The sequence below is a fragment of the Micromonospora echinofusca genome (genome assembly GCF_017614955.1).
Classification (GTDB): Bacteria; Actinomycetota; Actinomycetes; order Mycobacteriales; family Micromonosporaceae; genus Micromonospora; species Micromonospora echinofusca_A.
Genome location: NZ_WVUH01000025.1, coordinates 1 through 21922 on the forward strand (window position 1 = coordinate 1; position 21922 = coordinate 21922).

The 21922-nt window shown below is 72.0% G+C and carries 21 protein-coding genes and 1 pseudogene; 6 read left to right on the forward strand and 16 right to left on the reverse strand.

Going from position 1 to position 21922, the window contains the following annotated elements; genetic code table 11:
- Positions 1–165: 165 nt before the first annotated feature.
- Positions 166–2952: a DEAD/DEAH box helicase gene (locus tag GSF22_RS05285; RefSeq protein WP_208811604.1), complete on the reverse strand. Its 2787-nt coding sequence runs from the start codon at positions 2950–2952 to the stop codon at positions 166–168.
- Between the two features lie 86 nt (positions 2953–3038).
- Here GSF22_RS05285 and GSF22_RS05290 point away from each other — a divergent pair, with 86 nt between their 5' ends.
- The gene (locus GSF22_RS05290; protein ID WP_439957746.1) at positions 3039–3809 is read left to right on the forward strand and encodes an HAD family hydrolase; all 771 of its coding nucleotides are present in this window, start codon (positions 3039–3041) and stop codon (positions 3807–3809) included.
- 83 nt (positions 3810–3892) lie between these two features.
- Here the strand turns inward: GSF22_RS05290 and GSF22_RS05295 are convergent, their stop codons facing one another.
- The 6 genes from GSF22_RS05295 to GSF22_RS05320 all read right to left on the reverse strand — a co-directional run bounded on the left by GSF22_RS05295 (position 3893) and on the right by GSF22_RS05320 (position 8638).
- Positions 3893–4825 (reverse strand): diacylglycerol kinase family protein, encoded by a 933-nt coding sequence (locus GSF22_RS05295; RefSeq protein ID WP_208811605.1) that lies wholly within the window; start codon positions 4823–4825, stop codon positions 3893–3895.
- 70 nt (positions 4826–4895) lie between these two features.
- On the reverse strand, positions 4896–5849 hold the full coding sequence (tatC, locus tag GSF22_RS05300; RefSeq protein ID WP_208811606.1) for a twin-arginine translocase subunit TatC: 954 nt from the start codon (positions 5847–5849) through the stop codon (positions 4896–4898).
- An 18-nt stretch (positions 5850–5867) separates the two neighbouring features.
- Entirely contained in the window at positions 5868–6161 is a 294-nt protein-coding gene (tatA, locus tag GSF22_RS05305) for a Sec-independent protein translocase subunit TatA (RefSeq protein WP_208811607.1), read from the reverse strand.
- Positions 6162–6367: 206 nt separating this feature from the next.
- The gene (locus GSF22_RS05310) at positions 6368–6616 is read right to left on the reverse strand and encodes a hypothetical protein (RefSeq protein WP_208811608.1); all 249 of its coding nucleotides are present in this window, start codon (positions 6614–6616) and stop codon (positions 6368–6370) included.
- A 10-nt stretch (positions 6617–6626) separates the two neighbouring features.
- Complete coding sequence (locus GSF22_RS05315) at positions 6627–7643, reverse strand: helix-turn-helix transcriptional regulator (RefSeq protein ID WP_208811609.1); 1017 nt, start codon at positions 7641–7643, stop codon at positions 6627–6629.
- A complete protein-coding gene (locus GSF22_RS05320) occupies positions 7640–8638 on the reverse strand; it encodes a helix-turn-helix transcriptional regulator (protein WP_208811610.1) in 999 nt (332 codons plus the stop codon). The genes GSF22_RS05315 and GSF22_RS05320 overlap by 4 nt, the downstream gene beginning before the upstream one ends.
- A 110-nt stretch (positions 8639–8748) precedes the next feature.
- On the opposite strand from GSF22_RS05320, the gene GSF22_RS05325 reads away from it, so the two are divergent.
- Complete coding sequence (locus tag GSF22_RS05325) at positions 8749–9687, forward strand: cation diffusion facilitator family transporter (protein ID WP_307803745.1); 939 nt, start codon at positions 8749–8751, stop codon at positions 9685–9687.
- 54 nt (positions 9688–9741) lie between these two features.
- The gene (locus tag GSF22_RS05330) at positions 9742–10833 is read left to right on the forward strand and encodes a DUF3866 family protein (protein WP_208811611.1); all 1092 of its coding nucleotides are present in this window, start codon (positions 9742–9744) and stop codon (positions 10831–10833) included.
- A gap of 40 nt (positions 10834–10873) precedes the next feature.
- On the opposite strand, the gene GSF22_RS05335 is transcribed toward GSF22_RS05330, so the two are convergent.
- The 3 genes from GSF22_RS05335 to rfbA form a co-directional block, all read right to left on the reverse strand.
- On the reverse strand, positions 10874–11065 hold the full coding sequence (locus tag GSF22_RS05335; protein ID WP_208811612.1) for a hypothetical protein: 192 nt from the start codon (positions 11063–11065) through the stop codon (positions 10874–10876).
- 68 nt (positions 11066–11133) lie between these two features.
- Positions 11134–12492, reverse strand: a complete 1359-nt coding sequence (gene pafA, locus GSF22_RS05340; protein ID WP_208811613.1) for a Pup--protein ligase — start codon at positions 12490–12492, stop codon at positions 11134–11136.
- Positions 12493–12593: 101 nt separating this feature from the next.
- A complete protein-coding gene (rfbA, locus tag GSF22_RS05345; protein ID WP_208811614.1) occupies positions 12594–13466 on the reverse strand; it encodes a glucose-1-phosphate thymidylyltransferase RfbA in 873 nt (290 codons plus the stop codon).
- 99 nt (positions 13467–13565) lie between these two features.
- Here rfbA and rfbB point away from each other — a divergent pair, with 99 nt between their 5' ends.
- The gene (gene rfbB / locus GSF22_RS05350) at positions 13566–14678 is read left to right on the forward strand and encodes a dTDP-glucose 4,6-dehydratase (protein WP_208811615.1); all 1113 of its coding nucleotides are present in this window, start codon (positions 13566–13568) and stop codon (positions 14676–14678) included.
- Positions 14675–15595, forward strand: coding sequence for a dTDP-4-dehydrorhamnose reductase (gene rfbD / locus GSF22_RS05355; protein ID WP_307803747.1), 921 nt, complete (start codon positions 14675–14677; stop codon positions 15593–15595). The genes rfbB and rfbD overlap by 4 nt, the downstream gene beginning before the upstream one ends.
- Before the next feature lie 76 nt (positions 15596–15671).
- On the opposite strand, the gene prcA is transcribed toward rfbD, so the two are convergent.
- From prcA to arc, 6 genes and pseudogenes are all read right to left on the reverse strand, one after another.
- Complete coding sequence (gene prcA / locus GSF22_RS05360; RefSeq protein ID WP_208811616.1) at positions 15672–16496, reverse strand: proteasome subunit alpha; 825 nt, start codon at positions 16494–16496, stop codon at positions 15672–15674.
- A 61-nt stretch (positions 16497–16557) separates the two neighbouring features.
- Positions 16558–17397, reverse strand: coding sequence for a proteasome subunit beta (prcB, locus tag GSF22_RS05365; protein ID WP_208811617.1), 840 nt, complete (start codon positions 17395–17397; stop codon positions 16558–16560).
- A 10-nt stretch (positions 17398–17407) separates the two neighbouring features.
- Positions 17408–17503 (reverse strand): annotated as a pseudogene (locus tag GSF22_RS34495) (hypothetical protein); the annotation flags it as partial.
- A 120-nt stretch (positions 17504–17623) separates the two neighbouring features.
- Positions 17624–17839 carry a ubiquitin-like protein Pup gene (locus GSF22_RS05375; RefSeq protein ID WP_208811618.1) on the reverse strand — a complete coding sequence of 72 codons (216 nt, stop codon included), beginning with the start codon at positions 17837–17839 and terminating at the stop codon, positions 17624–17626.
- Positions 17840–17965: 126 nt separating this feature from the next.
- Entirely contained in the window at positions 17966–19483 is a 1518-nt protein-coding gene (gene dop, locus GSF22_RS05380) for a depupylase/deamidase Dop (protein ID WP_368856896.1), read from the reverse strand.
- A 166-nt stretch (positions 19484–19649) separates the two neighbouring features.
- Complete coding sequence (gene arc, locus GSF22_RS05385; RefSeq protein ID WP_208811619.1) at positions 19650–21431, reverse strand: proteasome ATPase; 1782 nt, start codon at positions 21429–21431, stop codon at positions 19650–19652.
- A 178-nt stretch (positions 21432–21609) separates the two neighbouring features.
- Here arc and GSF22_RS05390 point away from each other — a divergent pair, with 178 nt between their 5' ends.
- Entirely contained in the window at positions 21610–21903 is a 294-nt protein-coding gene (locus GSF22_RS05390; protein WP_208811635.1) for a ferredoxin, read from the forward strand.
- Positions 21904–21922 lie beyond the last annotated feature (19 nt).

Sequence of the window (21922 nt, forward strand, 5' to 3'; positions counted from 1 at the left end):
CACCCGGACTGCATCCGGCACCCCGCCCCGCAACGTTGATCATGAAGTTGTTGTCACCCACGTCGGCGTGTCGTGACAACAACTTCATGATCAACAGGCAGGGCGCGCGGGGCACGGGCAGTGCGGAGGCGGGCCGCCCCCAGGGCGCAGCGGAGGGTACGGCCGTCAGGTGGCGGCGTGGTAGGCCAGCACGCCCCGGTTGACGGCGGCGATCGCCTGCCGGGCGGTCTGCCGCAGCTCGGTCGACACCCCACCGGAGTCGGCGAGCTGGCCGAGCAGGTCGACCACCTGCCGGGCCCAGCGGACGAAATCCCCGGCCGGCATGTCACCGTCCAGGTTGTGCCCGCTGGCGAGCACCTTCGCCAGCACCTCGCCGCGCGCCCAACGGTAGATCGGCCAGACGAAGCCGAGATCCGGCTCCCGGGTCACCTCCAGCCCCCGGGACGCCTCGTCGGCCTCGATCTCGCTCCACAGCTTCAGGGTCGCGTCGACCGCGTCGGCGACCGGTCCGCGCGGCACCGACGCCCGCTCGTCGGCGTCCCGGCGCGCCTCGAACACCAGCACCGACACCGCAGCAGCCAACTCTGCCGGGGCGAGCCCGTCCCACACGCCCCGGCGCAGGCACTCGGCGATCAGCAGATCCGCCTCGCTCCAGATCCGGGACAGCGTCCGCCCGGCGTCGGTGACCTCACTGTCGGCGGTGAGGTACCCCCGCGCGGTCAGCAGGGCGCAGATCCGGTCGAAGGTCCGGGCCAGCGAGCCGGTCCGGCCGGCCACCCGCTGGCGCAGCTCCTCGGTGTCCCGCTCCAGCCGCCAACGCCGCTCCGCCCAGCGGGCGTGTTCCTCCCGCTCGTTGCAGGCGTGGCACGGGTGCCGCCGCAGCTCCGCGCGGAGCTGGACGAGCCGGTGGTCCTCCCCCGAACCGCGCGAGCGCCCGCCGCGCCGGCCGGCGTGCCGGTCCAGGCCGGTACCGGCCACCGCCGCCGCCAGATCCCGCCGGGCAGCCGGCGAACGGTGGTTGAAGTGCTTCGGTACCCGGATCCGGGCCAGCACCTCGGCCGGGGTGGTGAAGTCCCCCGGGGTGATCCGACCGGCCCACCGGTCCTGGGTGAGCACCAGCGGCCGGGGCTCGCCGAACCCCCCGGTGCCCGGTTCGAGGACCACCGCGAGACCGGCCCGCCGGCCGGACGGCACCCGGATCACGTCACCGATGCGCAGCCGCTCCAGCGAGGCGACCGCGGCGGCCTTGCGCTGCGCCTGCCCCTGCCGGGCCAGCGCCCGTTCCCGGTCGGCGATCGCCACCCGCAGGGCGAAGTACTCGCCGAAGTCGCCGTGGTGGCAGGCCGCCTCGGCGGCGTACGCCTCCATGGTCTCGGTGTTGCGCTGCACCTGGCGGGCCAGCCCGACCACCGACCGGTCCGCCTGGAACTGCGCGAACGACGACTCCAGCAGGGCGCGGGCCGGGTCGACACCCACCGAGCCGACCAGGTTGACCGCCATGTTGTACGACGGACGGAAGCTGGACCGCAGCGGGTAGGTGCGCGTCGAGGCGAGCCCGGCGACGTGCCGGGGGTCGGTCTCCGGCGACCAGACCACCACCGCGTGCCCCTCGACGTCGATGCCCCGCCGACCGGCCCGGCCGGTGAGCTGGGTGTACTCGCCCGGGGTCAGGTCGACGTGCGCCTCGCCGTTGAACTTGACCAGCCGTTCCAGCACCACGCAGCGGGCCGGCATGTTGATGCCGAGCGCCAGGGTCTCGGTGGCGAAGACCGCCTTGACCAGACCCCGGACGAACAGCTCCTCGACGACCTCCTTGAAGGCCGGGAGCATGCCCGCGTGGTGGGCGGCCAGGCCGCGTTCCAGACCGTCGAGCCACTCCCAGTAGCCGAGCACGGTCAGGTCCTCGCCGGGAATGGCGGTGACCTTGGACTCGACCACCCGACGGATCTCGGTGCGTTCCTCGGGCGTGGTCAGCCGCAGCCCGGCGGCGAGGCACTGCTGCACGGCGGCGGCGCACCCGGCCCGGCTGAAGATGAACAGGATCGCCGGGAGCAGACCCTCCCGGTCCAGCCGTTCGACGATGTCCGGGCGCAGCGGCCCGCGCCAGCGTGGCCCGCGCCGCCCGTGTCCGGGGCCCGCGCTGCGCCCCTCACCCAGCTCCAGGCGGCGCATCGTGTCCCGGGTGTAGCGCAGCAGCTCCGGGTGCACATCGTGCTTGCGGGCCGCGTCGGCGTCGTGGAACAGGTCGAACATCCGCCGGCCGACCAGCATGTGCTGCCACAGCGGTACCGGCCGGTGCTCGCTGACCACCACCTCGGTCTCGCCCCGGACGGTGACCAGCCAGTCGGCGAACTCCTCGGCGTTGGAGACGGTGGCCGACAGCGACACCAGGGTCACCGAGTCGGGCAGGTGGATGATGACCTCCTCCCAGACCCCGCCCCGGAACCGGTCGGCCAGGTAGTGCACCTCGTCCATCACCACGTACGCCAGACCGGCCAGGGTCGCCGAGCCGGCGTAGAGCATGTTGCGCAGCACCTCGGTGGTCATCACCACCACCGGCGCGTCGCCGTTGATGGCGTTGTCGCCGGTCAGCAGCCCGACCTGCTCGGCACCGTAGCGGTCTACCAGGTCGTGGTACTTCTGGTTGGACAGCGCCTTGATCGGGGTGGTGTAGAAGCACTTGCGCACCGGCGCCGCCGGACCGTCCGCCGACGCCTCCGGGGCGGTCCGCAACGCCAGGTGCACGGCGAACTCACCGACCACCGTCTTGCCGGCCCCGGTCGGGGCGCAGACCAGCACCCCGCTGCCCCGCTCCAGGGCCTGGCACGCCTCCCGCTGGAAATCGTCGAGATCGAACCCCAGGTCAAGGGCGAACTCGTCCAGCGCCGGGAACATGTTGGCCTGCGCGGCCCGGCGGCGCGCCGCGGCGTACCGCTCGGCGGGGCTCGACATGCCACCAAGATTAGTGCGTACCGGCTGGATGCACGCGGCGAGGCCGTCGGACGGACCCGTCGGAGGCGGTCGGTAGGGTGCACCACGTGTCGGACCACACCGAACCGCCCATGCCCGGTACCTTCAGCGGCAGCCCCGCCGCCGCCGAGGTGCCCCCGCGCCGGCCGGTCGACGCCGTGCTGCTCGACTTCCACGGCACCCTCGCCCAGGTGGAGACCCCACTGGACTGGGTGCTCGCCGCCGCCACCACGTGCGGGATGAGCCTGGAACGCGCCCGCGCCACCGCGCTGGCCGACCGGCTGACCACCGCCGGGCGGGCCGGGGGCCCGCTGCCGGCCCGGGTACCACCCCGACTGGCCGAGGTCTGGTCCGACCGGGATCTGTACCCGCACGCCCACCGGGCCGCCTACACCGGCCTCGCCGAGACCGTGACCGGCACCGACGACGGGCTCGCCGAGGCGCTCTACGAGCGGGTGCTGACCTCGGCCGGCTGGGTGCCGTACACCGACACCGGCCCGGCCCTGCGGGCCCTGCGCGCGGCCGGTGTCCGGGTCGCGGTGGTCAGCAACATCGGCTTCGACATCCGGCCGATCTTCGCCGACTGGGGCTTCGCCGACCTGGTCGACGCCTACGCACTGTCGTACGAGGTGGGGCGCTGCAAACCCGACCCGGGGATCTTCCTGCGTGCCTGCGGGATGCTGGGCGTGGACCCGGAACGCACCCTGATGGTCGGGGACACCCCGGCCGACGCCGGCGCGGTACGGGCCGGCTGTGCGGCGCTGGTGCTCCCGGCGGCCGAGGCGGGCCGCTCCAACGGGTTGGCCGCCGTCCTCGACCTGGCGGTCGCCGACCGCTGACGGCCGCCCCGACCGGCCGCCCCGACCGGGCCCGGTGAGCCGGCCGGCGGGCAGGATCAGCGGGCAGGGCCAGAGCGGGGCGGTCAGCGCAGCAGGCGTACCGCGCCCGGCACGGCGGTCACCGTCAGTGGCAGCGCGGCGGTACGCTCCCCGTCGGCGTAGGCCACGAGCTGCGGCCCGGACAACTCCACCGTGCGGGCCCGGTAGGTCCGCACCAGCGGATGGTCGACGTGGCTGCCCCGGTAGATGCGCGGTTTCACCCGGATCAGCTCCCGTCGGGTGAACCGGCCGCCGACGATCACGTCGAGCAGCCCGTCGGACGGGTCGGCGGCCGGACAGACCCGCATGCCGCCGCCGTAGCTGGCGGTGTTACCCACCGCCACGAGGACCGCGTCCACCTCGTGGCGTACCCCGTCCAGCACGAGGGTGTAGCGGCGCGGGCGCAGCCGGGCCAGCTCCACCAGGATGGCCAGGTCGTACCGGCGGGGGCCCCGGGGCCAGCGCATCCGGTTGGCCCGCTCGTTGACCACCGCGTCGAATCCCGCCGCGAGCACCGCGCCGTACCAGCGCACGGCGCCGTCCGCGCCGGTCAGCCGGGCCAGATCCACCCCCCGGGTACGCCCGGCGCGCAGCGCGGCGGTGACCGTGTCGACGGCGGCCAGCGGATCGAGCGGGTACCCGGTCTCCACGGCGAAGTCGTTGCCGGTGCCGGCCGGTACCGGGGCGAACCCGACGGCCCGGCCGGCGACAGCCTGGAGGCCCAGGTGCACGGTGCCGTCCCCGCCGACCGCGACCAGCGCGCCGGCGCCCTCGGCCACCGCGGCGTGGCAGGCCCGGACCGCGTCGTCGGGGGTGACCGCGTCGAGCAGCCGCAGTGGCCGGCCCCCCTCGGCGAGCCGCGCCAGCACCTGTGGCAGCAGGTCACGGTGCCGGCCCTTGCCGGCCGTCGGATTGACCAGCACGGCCACCGGGCCCGGCGGCAGGGGAAGGTGATCAGGGTCGGTCACGGCGAGCACCGTACCCGGCGCGCGGAGCGCGGTCCATGCCCGGACGGTGCCGGCCGGGGTACCCGGCCGGCACCGTCGGTCAGGTCATGTCGTCGTACTGCCGGTTGATCGGCTTCGGTGCCGCGACCGGCTCGGGGGCGGCCACCGGGGCGACCGCGTCGACCCGGTCGCCGGCCGTGACCGGCTCCGGGTCGAGGTCCAGCGGGGAGACCTCGTCGTCGGCGACCCCGGCGTAGATCTCCTTACCCCGGCCCTTGCGCCTGTCGTTGATGAACGCCACCCCGACGGCGGCGAAGTACAACGCGCAGAGGCAGATCGCCAGGGCGGTCATCCCGAACGGGTCGGGGGTGGGGGTGACCACCGCGGAGAAGGCGAAGAAGACGAAGACCGCGACCCGCCACCAGCCCAGCAGCTTGCGGGCGCTGGCGATGCCGACGAAGTTGAGCATCAGCACGATCAGCGGGAACTCGAACGCCACCCCGAACAGCAGGATCAGGTTGGTGACGAAGGAGATGTAGCGGGTGATGTCCAGGGTCGTGCTGATGTCGGTGTCGGAGAGTTCCAGCAGGAACTCCAGACCCTTCGACGTCACGAAGAAGGCGAGCACCGCACCGGCGGCGAACAGCGGCGCGGCCAGGGCGGTGAACACGTACGCGTAGCGCCGCTCGTGCCGGTGCAGACCCGGCGCGATGAACGCCCAGAGCTGGTAGAGCCAGACCGGCGCCGCCACGATCAGCCCGACCCAGAGGCCGATCTTCAGATTGAGCAGGAACAGGTCGGCCGGCCCGAGCTGCACGAAGTTGCACAGCCCGGTGTCCGGGTCCTTCGAGTTCGGCAGCGAGCAGTACGGCTGTTCGAGCAGCCGACGGACCGGACCGGCCAGCCAGATGCCCACGCCGAAGCCGACCAGGATGGCCAGCGAGGCGCGGAACAACCGGTTGCGCAGCTCACGGATGTGCTCGATGAGGGTCATCGAGCCGTCGGCGGCCCGTTCGAAGTTGCTCGGCCCACGCTTGCGCAGAGCGAAGCCCATCGGTGGTCGGGCCCCGGCTCAGTTGTCGCGGACGCGCTGTACCGGGTCGACCGCCGGGGGCGCGGCCGGCTGCTGGGGGGCGGCGTACGGCTGCTGCTGGACGTTCTGCGGCGGCAGCGGCTGCCGGGCGGCCTGGGCGTCGGCCTTCTCGGCCAGGTCACGGTCGTCGTCGGCCAGGCTCTTGGTCTCGGCCTTGATGATCCGCAGCGAACGGCCCAGCGAGCGGGCCGCGTCCGGGAGCCGCTTCGCGCCGAAGAGCAGGATCAGCACGACCACGAGTACGGCGATGTGCCACGGCTTGAGGGCACCCATGGGAAGCTCCAGTCGCTCTGTGTCGTCTACGTCGGTGTCGGAGCCCATCGTACGTCCGTCGACGGCTCCCGCCACCCGCCAGGCAGCCGGGGAGCATGCCTGGTCGGTGAAGTCTCGGCTAACGGCGCGCGTCCCGTCAACCCATCACCCTGCGGCACTTCCTGCGCGAAACCGGCCCGGACCGCGCAGCCAGTTGCAGATCTCGATCATTCCCCGCGCTTGGCCTTGATCACGGCGAGCCGCTGCGCCATCGTGTCGGCCTGCTCCTGGAGGCTGCCCACCCGCTGCTGGAGCGTCTCGGCGCCGACGACCAGCGACTCGGCCTGCGCCTGCCGCTGCTGCAACCCGAGCGCCGCCCGGCGCAGCGCCGGCAGGCGTACCAGCACCGGCCGCACCGCCAGGGCGAGCACCACGAACGCCGCCACCACCACCGCGAGAACGATCCACTTCACCACGGCGGCCAGCCTAGTGGGTGTCGACCGGCTCCGCCCGACCGGCGGCGGCCGGCACGACGGTGGCGTACGCGTCGAGGGCCGCAGCCGCGCGGGCCCGTACCTGCTCCACCAGCTCCGGCGGGGAGACCACGGTGACGCTCGGCCCGAGCCCGAGCACGAACCGGCGGGCCCAACCCAGATCGGTCACCCGCATCCAGACCAGCCACTGGTCGCCCTCGCCCCGCTCGACCCGCTCACAGGGGTAGTACTCGGTGATCCACCGCTCCCCCCGACCGACCCGTAGCGTGATCAACGGCAGGTCCACCGACGGCCGGAACACCCCCTCGGTGACGTCCTGCGGCTGGGCCTGCGGCGGTACCACGGCCGCGCCGTCCAGCTCGGTGAAGGCGTCGATCCGGTCGGCCCGGAACAGGCGTACCGCCTCGGCCCGGCGGCACCATGCCTCCAGGTAGGCCCGCCCACCCACGTTCAGCATCCGCAACGGGTCGACGGTCCGCTCGGTGGTCTCGTCCCGGGCCGCCGTGTAGTAGGTGATCCGCAGCGCCCGGCCCCGCTGGACGGCGGCCCGCAGCGCCTCCACCCGGGTCGAGTCGTCCGGCATCCGGACCGCCACCGGGGCGTCGGCCAGGTCACCGGCCGCGCTCTCGATCTTGGCCAGGGCCCGCTCGACCGCGTCCCGGTTGTCCACCCCGGGCGTCTCGGCCAGCATCCGCAGCGCCACCACCAGCGCCAACGCCTCGTCCTGGGTGAGCCGCAGCGGCCGGTCGATGCCGGCGTCGTAGGTGATGGTGACCCGGTCCCCGTCGAAGGCCATGTCGATCAGGTCACCCGGGCCGTACCCGGGCAGCCCGCAGACCCAGAGCAGCTCCAGGTCCTCGCGTAGCTGCCGCTCGGTGACCCCGAGGTCCCCGGCCGCCTCGGCCAGCTCGATACCCGGTCGGGCGAGCAGGTACGGCACCAGGTTCAGCAGCCGGGCCAGCCGGTCCGCCGAGGTACGCGTCGCGGCGCGGGTCGCCGTCCTGGTCATGCCTGCCCTCCCGGCGTGCTGAGTTCCTCGTGGCGGGCGACGATTTCCTTCAACCGCTGGATGACCGCCTCCCGCACCTCCGGCGGGTCCACGACCCGCACGTCGGGGCCGTACCCGACCAGTCGACCGGCGAGCGTCTCGACGTCGGCGTACGGCAGCACCAGCCGGTCACCGTCGGCACCGGTGTGCACCTCCTGCGCCCACCGACGCAACCCGGCCGCCCGCCCCGACGCCACCAGCACGGTGGCCCGACCGGAGCGCTCCACCGGCCCCGACCAGCGCGCCACATGACTGATCAGGTCCACGTCGGCGGGCGGGGTGTAGGCACCCGGCTGACCGACCGGCCGGACCGCGCCGACCACCCGGGACAGCCGGAAGCAGCGGGTCGCCCCCCGGTCCAGGTCGTGGCCGACCACGTACCAGCGGCCCTTCCAGCAGACCACCCCCCACGGCTGCAACCGACGGCCGGTGGGGGTGTCGCCGTCCGGGGTCCGGTAGTCGAAGTGCACCGTCCGGCGGTCTCGGGCGGCGGCCGTCAACGGCGCGAACGCCGGATCGACCGTCACCATCGGCTCCACCCCGAGGGTGGCCTGCGGGTCCACGTCGATCCCGGCGGCCCGGAGCTTGGCCAGCCCGGAGGAGGCCGCCGTGGCCAGCCCGGCGTGCCGCCAGAGCCGCGCGGCGATCCCGACGGCAGCCGCCTCGTCCGGCTCCAACGGGATGTCCGGCAGGGCGTACTCGCGGTGCGCGATCCGGTAGCCCGGCTCGGTGTCGAAGACGCTGGCCGTACCGGTCTCCAGGGGGACCCCGAGTTCCCGCAGCTCGGCCTTGTCCCGCTCGAACTTGCGCTGGAACGCCTCGTGGTCCCGCGCGTCGGAGGGATCGTGCTCGTATCCGGGCACGGTGGCAGCGATCTGCGCGGCGGTCAGGAACCGTCGCGTGGAGAGCAGGCAGATCACCAGGTTGACCAGGCGTTCGGTGCGGGTCCGCGACACCTGCAAGACGCTAGCAGCCCACCCGTTCGGGTCGTGCACCCACGCGGGCGTGGCGTGCAGGTGCAGGTCGGCGACCTGCGGCCGGAACCACCCGGTCGTAGGGTGACCTGGTGTCCGAGGAGCGGGAAGCGAATGCCGAGAGCGTCGGCACGGTGATCGTAGCCGGCGGCGCGAACCTCGCCATCGCCGCCGCCAAGCTCGTCGCCGGGGTGATCTCCGGTTCCGCGGCGATGCTCTCCGAGGCGGCCCACTCCCTGGCCGACACCACCACCGAGGTGCTCCTCTACACCGCGCTCCGCCGGGGCGCGCGGCCCGCCGACAGCACCCACCCCTTCGGGTACGGCAAGGAAAGCTACGTGTGGGCGTTCCTGGCGGCGATCTTCACGTTCGTGGCCGGCGCCGGGTTCTCCATCACCCACGGGGTCACCACGATCCTGGTGCACAAGCACAGCGGCGAGTACCTGGTGTCGTACATCGTGCTCGCGGTGTCGTTCGCCATCGAGTCGGTCTCCCTGGCCCGCGCGGTACGTCAGGTCCGCCGGGAGTCCCGACGCTGGGAGACCAGCCCCGCCCGGTACCTGCGGCACACCGCCGACACGGCGGTCAAGGCGGTGTTCCTGGAGGACAGCGCCGCGCTGATCGGCCTGCTGCTGGCCGCCGCCGGTGTCGGGCTGTCCGAGCTGACCGGGGACGAGCTGTACGACGGCCTCGCCTCCATCGCGATCGGGATCCTGCTGCTGGTGGTGGCCGCGGTACTCGGTCGCAGCAACATCTCCCTGCTGGTCGGTCGGGCGGTGCCGGCCCGGCTGCGCGGCGGCATCGAGCAGGAACTGGTCGACCTGCCGGCGGTGCGCCGGGTGCACACCCTGCTGACCATGCAGCTCGGCCCGGACGACGTGCTGGTTGCCGCCAAGGTCGACTTCGACGACGACGCGTCCGGCGCGGTCATCGAACACACCGCCGACGAAGCCGAACGTCGCCTCACCGCCCGGTACCCGTCGGTGCGCTACGTCTTCCTGGACCCCACCGGCGAGCAACGCGACCTGTGACCCGACCGGGCCCCCGCGTCACGCCCCGGCGACCACGCGGTTACCGTGCCGGGCATGGTGCGATGGCGGTCCGGCACGGTCACGACGGTACGGCGGCGGTGGCCCGGCGCGGTGGAACTGGAGGTCACCCTCGCCGACGGGGGCGACATGCGGGCGCTGGCCTACCCCGCGCTGGTGGGTGAGCCGGAACCGGGCGACCGGGTGCTGCTCAACGCCTCGGCCCTGCTGATGGGGCTCGGCACCGGCGGGTACGCCCTGGTGGTGGCGCTACCGGACCGGCTGCCGGCGGACCCGCCCGACGCCCGGGACACCCGGGACGCCGGTCACCTGGTCAAGGCCCGGTACACCCCGCTGCAACCGATCCTGCTCGGCGTCGACGAGGACGCCTCACCGCACCGGGCCGCGCTGGTCGACGCCGACGACCTGGCCGGGCTGCCGGTGGTCACCGCCGACCTGCACTCGGCGCTGCCGGCGATCCTGGCCGGGATCCACGCCGAGACGCCCACCGCGCGGGTGGCGTACCTGCTGACCGACGGGGGTGCCCTGCCGGCCTGGTTCTCCCGCACCCTGGCCGGCCTGCGTACCGAGCTGGTCGGCACGGTCAGCGTCGGGCAGGCCTTCGGGGGTGACCTGGAGGCGACCAACCTGCACAGCGGCCTGCTCGCCGCCCGGCACGTGCTCGACGCCGAGGTGGCGATCGTCGCCCAGGGGCCCGGCAACCTGGGCACCGGCACCCGGTGGGGGTTCTCCGGGGTCGCGGTCGGCGAGGCGGTCAACGCGATCGCCACGCTGGGCGGTCGCCCGGTCGGCTCGCTGCGGATCTCCGACGCCGACCCGCGCCCCCGGCACCGGGGGCTGTCCCACCACAGCGCCACGGCGTACGGCCGGGTCGCCCTCGCCCCGGCCGACCTGGTGCTGCCGGACGGGCTGGAGCCGGCGCTGGCCGCCGAGGTGGCGGCGGCGGTGGCCCCCCTGGCGGACCGGCACCGGATCGTGACCGTGCCGACCGACGGCCTCGACGCGGCACTGCGGGCCAGTCCGGTGCCGCTGTCGACGATGGGGCGGGGACTGGACGCCGACCACGCCTACTTCCTGGCCGCCGCCGCTGCCGGCCGGTACGCCGCCCGGCTCGCCGCGACCGGCTGAGGTCGGCCGGGCGGTCGACGCGCCGGTACCGACGGTGGTGTCAGGACAGGAAGATCAGGGCGAGCCAGCCGCCGACCATCAGCACCAGGGCGAGCGCCAGCACCCAGGTCGGCACCTTGTACTCGCCACGACGGTTGCGTTCGACCTCTTCGCGGATCTTCTGCCGGCGCCGCTCGATGAAGTTCTGCCGCTCGGTGCGGCCGGAACGGTCGGATGGTTGCGGGAACGTCATAGTTGCACCAGCGTACCGTCGTGCCGGGAGGGGCCGGCGGGTGCCGCACCCCCTCCCGGCACGAGGGCTCACATGCTGGCGATCAGACGCTCGACCCGCTCGTCGTACGCCCGGAACGGGTCCTTGCAGAGCACGGTCCGCTGGGCCTGGTCGTTGAGCTTGAGGTGCACCCAGTCGACGGTGAAGTCCCGGCGCTTCTCCTGGGCGTGCCGGATGAACTCGCCCCGCAGCCGGGCCCGGGTGGTCTGCGGCGGGGTCTCCTTGGCCTCGAAGATCTCCAGGTCGGTGGCGATCCGGTCGACCTGGCCGCGCCGCTCCAGCAGCCCGTAGAGCCCCCGGCCGCGCCGCAGGTCGTGGTAGGCGAGGTCCATCTGGGCGATCCGTGGGTGGGACAGCGGCAGGTCGTGCTTGGCCTGGTACTTCTCGATCAGCCGCAGCTTGGTGACCCAGTCGATCTCCCGGGCCACCGGTTCGAGGTCACCGGTCTCCACCGCCCGCAGTACCCGGCCCCAGAGCTCCACCACCCGCTTCGCGGTCTGGTCCCCGCCCCGGCGCTCGACGAACTCGACCGCCTTCGCGAGGTATTCCTGCTGGATCTCCAGCGCGCTGACCTCCTTGCCGGAGGCGAGCCGGATCTTGCGCCGGCCGGTGATGTCGTGGGACACCTCGCGGATCGCCCGGATCGGGTTCTCCAGGGAGAGGTCGCGCATCACCACGCCGGCCTCGATCATGCGCAGCACCAGGTCGGCGGTGCCGACCTTGAGCAGGGTGGTGACCTCGTTCATGTTCGAGTCACCGACGATGACGTGCAGCCGCCGGTAGCGTTCGGCGTCGGCGTGCGGCTCGTCCCGGGTGTTGATGATCGGTCGGCTCCGGGTGGTGGCCGAGGAGACCCCCTCCCAGATGTGCTCGGCCCGCTGCGACAGGCAGTAGACCGCGCCGCGTGGGGTCTGGAGCACCTTTCCGGCGCCGCAGATGAGCTGCCGGGTGACCAGGAACGGGATCAGCACGTCGGCGAGCCGGCCGAACTCACCGTGCCGGGACACGAGGTAGTTCTCATGGCAACCGTAGGAGTTGCCGGCCGAGTCGGTGTTGTTCTTGAACAGGTAGATCTCGCCCGCGATCCCCTCGTCGTGCAGCCGCTTCTCCGCGTCGATGAGCAGCCCCTCCAGGATCCGCTCACCGGCCCGGTCGTGGGCGACCAGGTCGGCGACCGAGTCGCACTCGGGGGTGGCGTACTCGGGGTGGGACCCGACATCCAGATAGAGCCGGGCACCGTTACGCAGGAAGACGTTGCTCGACCTCCCCCAGGACACCACCCGGCGGAAGAGGTAACGGGCGACCTCGTCGGGGGACAGCCGCCGCTGCCCGCGGTACGTGCAGGTGACGCCGTACTCGGTCTCAAGGCCGAAGATTCGCCGCTCCATGGTCTGACATTAGCCGCCCGGAGGCCCGGTTGGGCAGCGCTCGTCCGGGCGTGCCGGGCGGATCCGGCCCCGGAGCGGAACCGGACCGGCCCGGCGGCAGGTCATCGACGTCCCTCGGCCAGCAGGTCGAGCAGATAGTTGCCGTAGCCACTGCGGGTGAGCGGGTCCGCCAACTCGGCCAACTGACGGTCGTCGATGAGCCCGGCGCGCCAGACCGCCTCCTCCAGGCAGCCGATCTTCATGCCCTGCCGCTCCTCGATGACCCGGACGAACTCGGCCGCCTGCATCATCGCGTGGAACGTCCCGGTGTCCAGCCAGGCGGTGCCCCGGTCCAGCACCGTCACGGTCAGTTGCCCCGCCTCCCGGTACGCCTCGTTGACCGCGGTGATCTCCAGCTCGCCCCGCTCGCTCGGGGTGAGCCCGGCGGCGATCTCCACCACCTGGTTGTCGTAGAAGTACAGGCCGGGCACCACGTAACGGGACTTCGGCTTGGCCGGTTTCTCCTCGATGGACAGCACCTGACCGGCGGCGTCGAACTCCACCACGCCGTACGCCTGCGGATTGGCCACCGGGTAGGCGAAGATCCGCCCGCCGACCGGCCCGCCCTGCTCGGCGAGCTGCCGGTTCAGCCCCACCCCGTGGAAGATGTTGTCGCCCAGGATCAGGGCCACCGACTCGTCGCCGATGAAGTCGGCGCCGAGCACGAACGCCTGGGCGATCCCCTCCGGGCGGGGTTGCACCGCATAGGACAGTCGCAGCCCGTACCGGCTGCCGTCGCCGAGCAGCCGCCGGAACTGCGCCTGGTCGTCGGCGGTGGTCACGACGAGGATCTCCCGCACCCCGGACATCACCAGGGTGGAGAGCGGATAGTAGATCATCGGTTTGTCGAAGACCGGCATGAGCTGTTTCGACACAGCCCGGGTCACCGGCCACAGACGAGAGCCGGCGCCGCCGGCCAGCACGATTCCACGCACGACGGAAGCCTAGAACCTCCGGGCACCGGACACCGCCCAGCGTGTCGAAAATTTTACTCAGCGTGATTAGCTCAGTTCAGGGCGTAGACTTCCGCAGCTGTGAGGATCCTCGTCACCGGCGGCGCCGGGTTCATCGGTTCGGCATACGTCCGGATGCTGCTCGACGGCCGGGCCGCCCCCCTCGCCCCGGGCGCCGTCACCGTCCTGGACAAGCTCACCTACTGCGGCAACCGGGCCAATCTGGACCCGGTACGCGACGATCCCCGACTACGGTTCGTGCACGGCGACATCTGCGACGCCGACCTGGTCGACGCCGTGGTCGCCGGGCAGGACGTGATCGTCCACTTCGCCGCCGAGTCGCACGTGGACCGCTCGATCGTCGGCGCCGCGCCCTTCGTCACCACCAACGTGCTCGGCACCCAGACCCTGCTCGACGCGGCGCTACGGCACGGCACCGGCCGGTTCGTGCACATCTCCACCGACGAGGTCTACGGCTCCATCGCGCACGGCTCCTGGACCGAGGAGACCCCCCTGGCGCCGAACTCGCCGTACGCCGCCGCCAAGGCCGGCGCCGACCTGCTCGCCCTCGCCTACCACCGCACCCACGGCATGGACGTCGTCGTCACCCGGTGCTCCAACAACTACGGGCCCTACCAGTACCCGGAGAAGATCATCCCGCTCTTCGTCACCCGGCTGCTCGACGGCGGCACCGTCGGCCTCTACGGTGACGGCGGCAACGTCCGCGACTGGCTGCACGTCGACGACCACTGCGCCGGCATCGCCCTGGTCCAGGAGAAGGGGCGCCCCGGCGAGGTCTACCACATCGGCGGCGGCACCGAACTGACCAACCGCGACCTGACCGCCCGGCTGCTGGAGGCGTGCGGCGCCGGCTGGGAGCAGGTCACCGCGGTCCCCGACCGCAAGGGCCACGACCGGCGCTACTCGCTGGACATCACCAAAATCCGCAACGAACTGGGGTACGCCCCCCGCGTCGACCTGGCGACCGGGCTCGCCGACACGGTCCGCTGGTACCGGGAGAACCGCTCCTGGTGGGAACCGCTGAGCGGCCGGGCCGGTACGACCGCAGCCGGTGACGGCACCGCACCCGGCGGCACCGGCGGGTCGGCCGGTACCGGTGACCCCGGCACTCCCCGCCCCGACCGGCCGGCCGAAGCGGGCACCGCCGACACAGCCGTCGGATCGGCCTGGTGAGCGGCCCTTCCGGGGTGACCGGCCGCTGGCTGGTCACCGGGGCCGACGGGATGCTCGGCCGTGACCTGGTCGCCGTCCTCGCCGCCGCCGGTCGACCCGTCACCGCGACGACGCGGCGGGACCTGGACATCACCGACCCGGACGCGGTCCGCGCCGCCGTCGACGGCCACGAACTGGTGCTCAACACCGCCGCCTGGACCGACGTCGACGGCGCCGAGCAGCAGGAGGCCGCCGCGACCCGGGTCAACGGCACGGGTGCCGGGTACCTGGCCGCCAGCTGCGCGGCCACCGGTGCCCGCCTCGTCCACGTCTCCACCGACTACGTCTTCGCCGGGGAGGCCACCGAGCCGTACCCCGAGGACGCCCCCACCGCCCCGGTCAACGCCTACGGCCGCAGCAAACTGGCCGGTGAACGGGCCGTCCTGACCCGGCTCCCGGAACACGGCTACGTGGTCCGCACCGCCTGGCTCTACGCCACCCACGGGCACAACTTCGTCCGGACGGTGCTCCGGCTCGCCACCGAACGTCCGCACCTCGACATCGTCGACGACCAGGTCGGCCAGCCCACCTGGTCGTACCTGCTGGCGGGCCGGCTGGTCGAGCTGGCCGACGCGGCGGTCGCCGGTCAGGCGCCCGCCGGGATCTACCACGGCACCTGCACCGGGCAGACCAGCTGGTACGGCCTGGCCCGGGCGGTGTTCGCCCGGTCCGGCCTGGACCCGGAACGGATCCGGCCGGTCGACTCCGGGCACTTCCCCCGACCCGCCCGCCGGCCCACGTACGGCGTGCTGGGTCACCAGCGGTGGGCCGCCGCCGGGCTGGCGCCGCTGCCACACTGGCAGGAGACGCTGGGCGCGGCTCTCGCCGGCCGGCGGAGTGTCACCGAGGTGCCCCCGCCGGCCGTGCTGCCGGGCTGACCGCCGCGTTCCCGGGTTGCCCCGGGCTGGTTGTCCGACGGTCGACTCGACTGCCCCGGGCCGCAGCCCGACCGGGCTATTCGCTGGCCGACTCGCCGGACTTGTCCTCCAGGTCCGCCGAGGCCGCCGAGACGGTCGGCTTCTCCGCGCCGGTCGACGGCTGCTTGGGCTCCTCCGTCGGCGCCTCGGCGGCCGGGGCGGAGCCGCCGTCCAGCAGCGCGGTGAGCGCCGCACCGGTGATCCGGCGGAACGTCCGGCCGACCCGGCGCCGGTCCAGGACCGCGACCTCCAGCTGGTTGGCCGCGATCGTCCGGGGTGCGCCACCCTCGCCACCGACGCTGCCCAGCGCCTCCACCGCGACCGCCATCGCCTCGGCGAGGGACATGTCGCTGCGGTGCTTGTTGCGCAGCACCCCGGTGATCGCCTCGGCCTGACCGCCCATGGCCATCCGGCCCGGCTCGTCGTTGACCGAACCGTCGTAGGTCAGCCGGTAGATCTCGTCGTCCTCCGGGGTGGCACCCACCTCCGCGACGCACATCTCCACCTCGAACGGCTTGGACTGCTCGGTGAAGATCGAACCCAGGTTCTGCGCGTACGCGTTGGCCAGCGCCCGCCCGGTGACGTCCCGCCGGTCGTAGCTGAGCCCGTTGAGGTCGGCCATCCGCACCCCGGCCCGGCGCAACGCCTCGAACTCGTTGTACCGGCCGACGGCCGCGAAGCCGATCCGGTCGTAGATCTCACTGACCTTGTGCAGGGCGCTGGAGATGTTCTCCGCGACGAAGAGCACCCCATCGGAATAGCTGAGGACCACCGCGCTACGACCCCGGGCGATGCCCTTGCGGGCCAGCTCGGAGCGGTCGCGCATGATCTGCTCGGGCGAGGCGTAGAACTGCATGGCCACGACGACGGTTCTCCTTAGGAGCGCGGTGCTGACGACTGCTGGCAGGTGTTGACGGGACGGCTCACCCGCCCGGGTTCTCCATCCGACCGGAGACCACGGCCTCGGCGACCGCAGCGGTCTCGGCGTCGGTGAGCCGGTGGGTGCCCTCGGCCGTCGCGGTCATCACCACCGGGTAGATGCGGCGGGTGAGGTCCGGCCCGCCGGTGGCGGTGTCGTCGTCGGCGGCGTCGTAGAGCGCCTCGACCGCCAGCCGGACCGCGTCGTCGACGCTCAGGCCGGCCCGGAACCGCTTCTTGAGCGCGGACTTGGCGAACAGCGAACCGGAGCCGATCGCGTCGTAACCGGTCTCCTCGTAGGGGCCGCCGGTGACGTCGAAGCTGAAGATCCGACCGGCCCGCTGCGGGTCGGTCGCGGCCAGGTCGTAACCGGCGAAGAGCGGGATCACCGCGAGACCCTGCATGGCCGCGCCGAGGTTGCCCCGGATCATCGAGGCGAGCCGGTTGGCCTTGCCGTCGAGGGAGAGCATGGTGCCCTCCATCTTCTCGTAGTGCTCCAGCTCCACCTGGAACAGTCGCATCAGTTCGATGCCGATGCCGGCGGTGCCGGCGATGCCGACCAGCGAGTACGCGTCGGCGGGGTGCACCTTCTCGATGTCCCGCTGGGCGATCAGGTTGCCCATCGTGGCCCGCCGGTCACCGGCCATCACCACACCACCGGCGGCCGAGATGGCGACGATGGTGGTCGCGTGCGGTGCAAGGTCGGCGGCCATCCCCGGCGGCAGCGGCCGACGGCCGGGCAGCAGCTCGGGAGCGGCGATGCGCAGAAACTCCGTGAAGGAGGACGTCCTCGCGTTGGTGAACACATCTGGTAGACGCCCGGATGGATCAAAACCCGCTGCCACGTGGTTCCTCTCAGGTACGTGATCGCCCTGGCCAGCCGCGTGTCGCTGTCACGGACCGGCCAAGACCACCGTTGCAGTTGAAGCAGAGTATCCCGCGTACCCACCCGTTGCGATGATCGTGGTCGAGGTGTTGTGGGTCCGCCGCGTCACAGACCGTGCGGACGCCGCCCTACCCCGGCACGCCACCGGTGTGGGACGTTCGCCCGCGCGGAGCCGGCCAGAAGGATCACTGACCGCCCTTCTGGACGTAGCCACGGACGAACTCCTCGGCGTTCTCCTCCAGCACCGAGTCGATCTCGTCGAGCAGGTCGTCGACGTCCTCGGTGATCTCGGCGTGCCGCTCGGCGACCTCCGGGTTCACCTCGGTCGTGACGTCCTCGATCTCCTCGCCCTGGCGCGCCTTGCCCGACTGCGACTGGCCGCCACTGTCCCGAGTAGCCATCTGGTGCCTCCTCACGATCGCCTGAAAGAAACTTACCTCGCGGGAACGACGAAAACCCGCCACGCGGTTGCTCTTTCCACGCGCGTGGCGGGGTCGACTCGTCCGGCGGGACCGGCCGACACGGCCTCACCGCCCGGCCAGCGCCTCCAGCAGGTCCTTGGCGCTGGCACACCGGTCGAACAGCGCGCCGACGTGGGCCCGGGTGCCCCGCTCGGGTTCCATCATCGGTACCCGGACCAGCGACTCCCGCCCCACGTCGAAGATGACCGAGTCCCAGCTCGCGGCGACCACCTCGGGGGCGTACTGGGCCAGGCAGCGGCCCCGGAAGTAGGCCCGGGTGTCCTCCGGCGGCTCGGTCATCGCCGAGCGGACCTGCTCGTCGGTGAGCAGGGTCTTCATCGCCCCCCGGGCCACCAGCCGGTGGTAGAGCCCCTTCTCCGGCCGCACGTCGGAGTACTGGAGGTCGACCAGTTGCAGCTTGTGCGAGGCCCAGCCGAGCTTCTCCCGCTCCCGGTAGCCCTCCAGCAGCCGCAGCTTCGCCACCCAGTCCAGCTCGTCGGCGCAGGACATCACGTCCCGACCGAGCCGGTCCAGCACGCCCTCCCAGCGCGCCAGCACGTCCGCGGTGGCCCCGTCGACGTCGGTGCCGTACCGCTGGTCCACAAAGGAGCGGGCCCGCTCGTAGTACGCCCACTGGAGGTCCAGGGCGGTGAGCCGGCGACCGTCGCGCAGCCGGATCAGATGGGTCAGCGACGGGTCGTGACTGACCGCGCGCAGCTCGCTGACCGGGTCGGCGATGCCCAGGTCACCGGTGAGCGACTTCTCCTCGATCATGGTGAGGATGAGCGCGGTGGTCCCCATCTTGAGGTAGGTGGAGGTCTCCGACAGGTTCGCGTCGCCGATGATGACGTGCAACCGCCGGTACTTGTCGGCGTCGGCGTGCGGCTCGTCCCGGGTGTTGATGATCGGCCGCTTGAGGGTGGTCTCCAGACCGACCTCGACCTCGAAGAAGTCCGCCCGCTGGGAGATCTGGAACCCGGGCTGCCCGCCGTCCTGCCCCATCCCGACCCGACCGGCCCCGCAGACCACCTGCCGGGTCACGAAGAACGGGGTCAGGTACGCCACGATGTCGGCGAACGGGGTCTGCCGACGCATCAGGTAGTTCTCGTGGGCACCGTAGCTGGCGCCCTTGTTGTCGGTGTTGTTCTTGTACAGGTGGATGGGCTGGGTGCCGGGGATGGTGGCGGCCCGCCGCGCCGCCTCGGCCATCACCCGCTCGCCCGCCTTGTCCCAGCGGACCACGTCCAGCGGGTTGGTGACCTCGGGGGTCGAGTACTCCGGGTGGGCGTGGTCCACGTAGAGCCGGGCACCGTTGGTCAGGATGACGTTGGCCAGCCCGAGATCCTCGTCGGCGAGGGCCTCCGCCGGGTCGTACGCCGCCCCGGAGTAGGTGAACCCCCGGGCGTCCCGCAGCGGTGACTCCTCCTCGTAGTCCCAGCGGGCCCGACCGCCCTTGGTCAGCTCCGGACGGGCCCCGTAGGCATTGACCACCTGTGAGGAGGTGACCATCGGGTTGGCACCCGCCTGACCGGGCACGGAGATGCCGTACTCCACCTCGGTACCCATGATCCGTCGTACGCTCACGCCGCCACCTCGCTCCGCTCCCCCACTGCCGTCGACACTAGTCTGCGCCCGGCCCGCGGTGCCCGCGACGGGCCGCAGGGGGATGGCCCGGTACGGGCGGGCGTGGGCCGGGACCGGAAGCAGGCGAGCGGGCGGCGTGGTGCACGCCGCCCGCTCGCGCTGTCGGTCAGAGGTACTGGCCGGTGTTGCTGGCGGTCTCGATGGAACGCCCGGCCTCGGTGCCCTTGCCGCCGGAGACGAGGGTACGGATGTAGACGATCCGTTCCCCCTTCTTGCCGGAGATCCGGGCCCAGTCGTCCGGGTTCGTGGTGTTCGGCAGGTCCTCGTTCTCCCGGAACTCGTCGACGCAGGAGTCGAGCAGGTGCTGCAACCGCAGCCCCTTGCGCCCGGAGGTGAGGAACTCCTTGATGGCCATCTTCTTGCCCCGGTCGACGATGTTCTGGATCATCGCGCCCGAGTTGAAGTCCTTGAAGTACAGGACCTCCTTGTCACCGTTGGCGTAGGTGACCTCCAGGAACCGGTTCTCCTCGGTCTCCGAGTACATCCGCAGCACCACGGCCTCGATCATGGCCGCGACCGTCGCCTTCGGGTCCCCGCCGTGCTCGGCCAGGTCGTCCGCGGACAACGGCAGGTCGGTGAGGATGTACTTGGAGAAGATGTCCTTGGCCGCCTCGGCGTCCGGCCGCTCGATCTTGATCTTCACGTCGAGCCGGCCGGGCCGCAGGATGGCCGGGTCGATCATGTCCTCCCGGTTGGAGGCGCCGATGACGATGACGTTCTCCAGACCCTCCACACCGTCGATCTCGCTGAGCAGCTGCGGGACGATGGTGTTCTCCACGTCCGAGGAGACCCCGGAGCCCCGGGTCCGGAAGATGGAGTCCATCTCGTCGAAGAAGACGATGACCGGGGTGCCCTCCCCTGCCTTCTCCCGCGCCCGCTGGAAGATCAACCGGATGTGCCGCTCGGTCTCGCCGACGTACTTGTTGAGCAGCTCCGGACCCTTGATGTTGAGGAAGAAACTGGTGTGCTTCTCCTCACCCCGCCGCTCGGCGATCTTCTTGGCCAACGAGTTGGCCACCGCCTTGGCGATCAGGGTCTTGCCGCAGCCGGGCGGACCGTAGAGCAGGATGCCCTTCGGCGGCCGGAGCTGGTGCTCGCGGAACAGGTCGGCGTGCAGGAACGGCAGCTCCACCGCGTCGCGGATCTGCTCGATCTGCGACTGGAGGCCACCGATGTCGGAGTAGTCGACGTCGGGCACCTCCTCCAGGACCAGCTCCTCGACCTCGCTCTTCGGGATCCGCTCGTACGCGTACGCCGAACGGGGCTCGACCATCAGCGAGTCGCCGGCCCGCAGCGGGGAACCGATCAGTGTCTCGGCGAGGTGCACGATGCGCTCCTCGTCGGCGTGCGACACCACCAGCGCCCGGTCCCCCGGACCACCCGAGGGGTTGTCCAGGATCTCCTTGAGCATGACGACCTCGCCGACCCGCTCGTAGCCGAGCGCGTCGACGATGTTGAGCGCGTCGTTGAGCAGGACCTCCTGCCCACGGCACAACTCGCTGACGTCCAACGAGGGCGACACCGCCACCCGTAGCTTGCGACCGCCGGTGAAGACGTCCACCGTGCCGTCGTCGTGCCGCGCGAGGAAGACCCCGTAACCGCTCGGCGGCTGCGCCAACCGGTCGATCTCCTCCTTGAGCGTCACGATCTGCGCCCGAGCCTCCTTGAGGGTGCTCACGAGCCGTTCGTTGTTCTCCGTCAGCCGCGCCAGCTGTGCCTGGGTGGCAGCCAGCCGCTCCTCGAGCTGCCGTACGTGTCGGGGGCTCTCGGTCAACTTGCGTCGCACCAGAGCGAGTTCCTCCTGCAGAAACGCGACCTGGGTGGAGAGATCGTTCGCCTCCTTCTCCCACCGTGCGGCGCGCGAATCCGCGTCGTCGCTTCGTGCCACGTCCACCTCCCCGGGGGGCTTGAACACCTCTGCCCTAACACTAGCCGTTGTGACGCGAATTCGGTCCCATGCAATGCCCTCGTCACCGAACCTTGATCGTCTCAGGGGCGCTGCGCGGGGCCGGCCGACGACGTTCGGGTACCGTCGGTCAGTGGTCCACGAGAGTATGGGGGTGGCGATGTCGGCGCAGGTCGAGACCGATGAACTGCAGGTCTGGGTGGATCAGGACCTCTGCACCGGTGACGGGCTGTGCGTGCAGTACGCCCCGGAGGTCTTCGAATTCGACATCGACGGCCTCGCGTACGTCAAGGACAGCTCGGGCGAGTTGCTCGCCACGCCGGGCGCCCGGGTGGACGTACCGGCCCATCTCCGGCTCGAGGTGATCGACTCCGCGAAGGAGTGCCCGGGCGAGTGCATCCACGTGGTACGCCGTACCGACGACGTCGAGGTGGCCGGGCCGGACGCGGACTGACGCCCGCCCGGTCCACGGA

What these genes read in the sequence shown, in the direction of transcription:
- GSF22_RS05285 (WP_208811604.1), bottom strand. Translation starts at nt 2,952, where the DNA reads ATGTCGAGCCCCGCCGAGCGGTACGCCGCGGCGCGCCGCCGGGCCGCG.
- tatC (WP_208811606.1), bottom strand. Translation starts at nt 5,849, where the DNA reads ATGGGCTTCGCTCTGCGCAAGCGTGGGCCGAGCAACTTCGAACGGGCC.
- tatA (WP_208811607.1), bottom strand. Translation starts at nt 6,161, where the DNA reads ATGGGTGCCCTCAAGCCGTGGCACATCGCCGTACTCGTGGTCGTGCTG.
- GSF22_RS05315 (WP_208811609.1), bottom strand. Translation starts at nt 7,643, where the DNA reads ATGACCAGGACGGCGACCCGCGCCGCGACGCGTACCTCGGCGGACCGG.
- GSF22_RS05330 (WP_208811611.1), top strand. Translation starts at nt 9,742, where the DNA reads ATGGTGCGATGGCGGTCCGGCACGGTCACGACGGTACGGCGGCGGTGG.
- GSF22_RS05335 (WP_208811612.1), bottom strand. Translation starts at nt 11,065, where the DNA reads ATGACGTTCCCGCAACCATCCGACCGTTCCGGCCGCACCGAGCGGCAG.
- pafA (WP_208811613.1), bottom strand. Translation starts at nt 12,492, where the DNA reads ATGGAGCGGCGAATCTTCGGCCTTGAGACCGAGTACGGCGTCACCTGC.
- GSF22_RS05375 (WP_208811618.1), bottom strand. Translation starts at nt 17,839, where the DNA reads ATGGCTACTCGGGACAGTGGCGGCCAGTCGCAGTCGGGCAAGGCGCGC.
- GSF22_RS05390 (WP_208811635.1), top strand. Translation starts at nt 21,610, where the DNA reads ATGTCGGCGCAGGTCGAGACCGATGAACTGCAGGTCTGGGTGGATCAG.